General features: G+C 64.1%; 3 protein-coding genes and 2 pseudogenes. 2 read left to right on the top strand and 3 right to left on the bottom strand.

Features of this window, described 5'->3' with window-relative positions:
• The first annotated feature begins 610 nt into the window (after positions 1-610).
• Together J8J14_RS24540 and J8J14_RS24535 are read left to right on the top strand one after the other, a co-directional pair.
• The gene (locus J8J14_RS24540) at positions 611-1,165 is read left to right on the top strand and encodes a DUF305 domain-containing protein (protein ID WP_209382167.1); all 555 of its coding nucleotides are present in this window, start codon (positions 611-613) and stop codon (positions 1,163-1,165) included.
• Between the two features lie 75 nt (positions 1,166-1,240).
• Positions 1,241-1,468, top strand: a pseudogene (locus J8J14_RS24535) (IS5/IS1182 family transposase); the annotation flags it as partial.
• Positions 1,469-1,582: 114 nt separating this feature from the next.
• On the opposite strand, the pseudogene J8J14_RS25310 reads toward J8J14_RS24535, so the two are convergent.
• The 3 genes and pseudogenes from J8J14_RS25310 to J8J14_RS24520 all read right to left on the bottom strand — a co-directional run.
• Positions 1,583-1,732: pseudogene (locus J8J14_RS25310) on the bottom strand (transposase); the annotation flags it as partial.
• A gap of 117 nt (positions 1,733-1,849) precedes the next feature.
• Positions 1,850-2,026, bottom strand: a complete 177-nt coding sequence (locus J8J14_RS25920; protein ID WP_209382164.1) for a DUF3606 domain-containing protein — start codon at positions 2,024-2,026, stop codon at positions 1,850-1,852.
• 1 nt (position 2,027) lies between these two features.
• Positions 2,028-2,846 (bottom strand): IS5 family transposase, encoded by an 819-nt coding sequence (locus J8J14_RS24520; RefSeq protein WP_209382162.1) that lies wholly within the window; start codon positions 2,844-2,846, stop codon positions 2,028-2,030.
• Positions 2,847-3,030 lie beyond the last annotated feature (184 nt).

Raw genomic sequence — 3,030 nt, 5'->3', positions numbered from 1 at the left:
TCAACCTGACGCAGCTTGGCAACGATCTCTTCCGGCTTGTGGTGCTTCCTTGCCATCCCGACACCCTCCACGGTTCCGCCGGCCTCACCTTACCGGCGGATCGCTTCTACGGGGTCAGGTCAGTGGCGGCTCACGACTGCTCTTGGAGCCCACCTCGGGCAAGGGAGCAGCCTGACTCTGGGCGATGTGCTGCGGGTTCTGGCAGCTCTTGCGTCAGAGAGGCCCGGAGTGGGGTGCGTGGACAGCGGTTCGGCACATAAAACCGATCCGTTGTGCGATAGCCGCTCTCGCCATTCTTGCCGCGACGTGCGCCGGCCACATCTGGCGGGCTGCGGTAGCAGCTATGACACGAGACCTGACAGAACCGTCAATCCGGCTCTCCTGCCCTCACACCGGCGCTGCCCTGATCTGCCCATGGCCTGCCCTCGTCTCTCACGCTTCCCCCGGCATGTCTGGTTCAGTCTCTCCGCCCCGAGCGGTTTGTTGGCGCGTTAACCCGACGGGCTGCAGGTCCAAAATCCCGGCGGCCTAACTGCCCCACATGGATGTTGGAAAGCGCCGAAACCTACGGCGCTCGCCTTGGTTGGCTCGAATAGCAGGAGATCTAATCATGAGTTATGTGCGGTTTGCTGCCATGATCGCCACCTCGACGGTGGTTATGTTCGGGCTGATGTACCTCAACACCTATGCGCTGGACCATATTCAGTACAGCCAGACAAGAACCTGGATGGCCGTCGTCATGGGCGCGACGATGGCGCTAATCATGATCGGATTCATGTGGGGCATGTATAAGAACCGCAGCGTAAACTTTGGTATCGCATTAGGCAGCGTAGCGGTATTTGCGGGGGCGCTGTGGCTCGTCCGGAGCCAAGAGACGGTCAGTGACCTGTCATATATGAAGGCGATGATTCCGCACCACTCGATCGCAATCATGACAAGTGAGAGGGCGCACATACGCGACCCGGAGGTACGTAGGCTGGCCGATCGCATCATCGAGGCTCAGGTCCGCGAAATAGCCGAAATGAAGCGGCTGATTACTCGGCTAGAAACGCATCCCATCCCGAAGGATGCACCTGACCTACCGTCCTTCCGTGAGCGCCGCGACGCGCGACCGCTCGAAACCGACCGAAGCGTTGGGGAAAATGCACTGCGGCCGTCGCGCTAGCACACTGCTGAAAAAGTCTCACGATGTGCTGTTGGTTATGAATCCCTCGCACTTGCTATGGGGTGGAGGCTTGTCATGCGGGGTACGGACGAGCGGACGGAGGGGCTGTTCAGCTACTTGAGCCGCGAGCCGCGTGTACCGTTGGAACACCGGCTGCGGCTGATCCGGGCGGTGGTGGACGGGGCGTTGGAGGCGCTGTCTCCTGAGTTTGAGCGGCTCTATGCGCGGGTGGGTCGTCACTCGATCGCGGCCGAGAAGCTGTTACGGGCCTTGCTGCTACAAGCCTTCTACTCGGTGCGGTCAGGTTGAAGGTACTGCCTTCACCAGCTGATGGAGCAGTTGAGACTTGTCAGGTTGGCGGATCCGGCGGGACGGTGGCAGTTTACCCGCCATGAGGACCTCGCCAACCTGACAAGGCCCCTCCACGGCCTGGCGCTTCCACTCGCCCATCATTGTGTGATGAATGCTGTGCTTGGCCGCCAGCTGCGCCGCCGTCAGCTCACCCCACAGCGCCTCCAGCGCCACCTTCGCCTTGAACTCCGCTAAATACCCCCTCCGCTTCCCCATCATCGGGTCCGTCCTTCTCAGGGCAAACCGAGCTTATCCGCTTGTCTGAATTCGGGGGACCAACTCAGGTTGCAAGGGAACGAAGATCGACAGTGGGCGCGCCTCAATGCAAGCCCCTTAGCGGATGTTTGGCACGATCTGGAGTTGATGGGCAATGTTCCTGACCTGAGGTCCGGCTGCCTGAATGGCTGACACAAGCTCCCTTTCAGTGACGCCGAACAGCTTCGCCCAGTGCTGCAGTTCGTAAGGGTCGGCGAGCTGAATGTCCCTGTCGCTCGGCAGCTTAGAGCCCACTTCATAACGGCTGAGCCAGCCGCCTAACGAGGATCATGGCGGCAGCGAGTGTGAGGAATGCGACGGCGGAGCTGACGGTGGTCTCGTGGTCGCGGGCGAGGCGTCGGCAGCGGCCGAACCAGGCGAAGGACCTCTCGACCACCCAGCGCCTGGGCTGCACGGCGAAGCCCTTCTGTCCCGGCGCGCTGCCGACGATGGTGGTGGCGACGGGCGAGGCCTGGGCCACGCGGGATCCGGCATAGGCACGGTCGGCGAAGCAGCGGGCCAGGAACGGCCATGGACGGCGCGACATGGCCAGGAGGGCCGCACCGCCGCGGCTGTCGTGCAGGGAAGCGGGTGAGACGGCAGCCAGCAGGAGCCGACCGTCGGTGTCCACCAGAGCGTGACGCTTGCGCCCCGTCACCTTCTTTCCGGCATCGTAGCCGCGGACGCCCTTCACGCCGACACCGCCCGAGCGGGCGGACTGGGCATCCAGCACGGCCGCCGTCGGCGAGACCTCGCGACCCACGCGCTCGCGGTCAGCCATGGTCAGGGCGTGCGCCAGGCGCTCGAAGGTGCCGGTGCGCGAGAGGCGCAGGAACCAGCGATGCGCGGTCCCGGGTGGCGGGAAGTCGCGCGGCAGGTGCGCCCAGGCACAACCCGTCCGGAGCACGTAGAGGATGGCGTCAATCACCAGCCGCATCGGCCAGGAGCGAGGCCGCCCAGTTCCTGCAGGCGCTGGTAGGAAGGGCTTGACCAGCACCCACTCGGCATCGGTCAGGCAGGTTGCATAGGGCTGGACCCGTCGCGCAAGCTGCGCGCGGGCGGCGGGGGTCCACATGAGCCACCTCGAAGGACGTCAGACACCCTCCGAACGCGCAGAACCCCCGTCGCTCACCTCACCTCAGCCGTTATGAAGCGGGCTCTTAGCTCGACTTTGGCCATCACGCGGCGTGGCAGATGGCGTAAGCCAGGGCGCGTTGCAGGGCTGGGCGGGGTTTTGCGCTGTGGGTGCTGCGCCGCGA

Origin of the sequence: Pararoseomonas baculiformis (assembly GCF_017813395.1) — a bacterium.
GTDB lineage: Bacteria > Pseudomonadota > Alphaproteobacteria > Acetobacterales > Acetobacteraceae > Roseomonas > Roseomonas baculiformis.
The sequence above is the reverse complement of the archived record's forward strand: the minus strand, read 5'-3'. Positions and strand labels throughout refer to the sequence as shown.

Excerpts from the sequence above, each read along its gene's own strand:
- J8J14_RS24540 (WP_209382167.1), top strand. The coding sequence starts at position 611 with ATGAGTTATGTGCGGTTTGCTGCCATGATCGCCACCTCGACGGTGGTT.
- J8J14_RS24520 (WP_209382162.1), bottom strand. The coding sequence starts at position 2,846 with ATGTGGACCCCCGCCGCCCGCGCGCAGCTTGCGCGACGGGTCCAGCCC.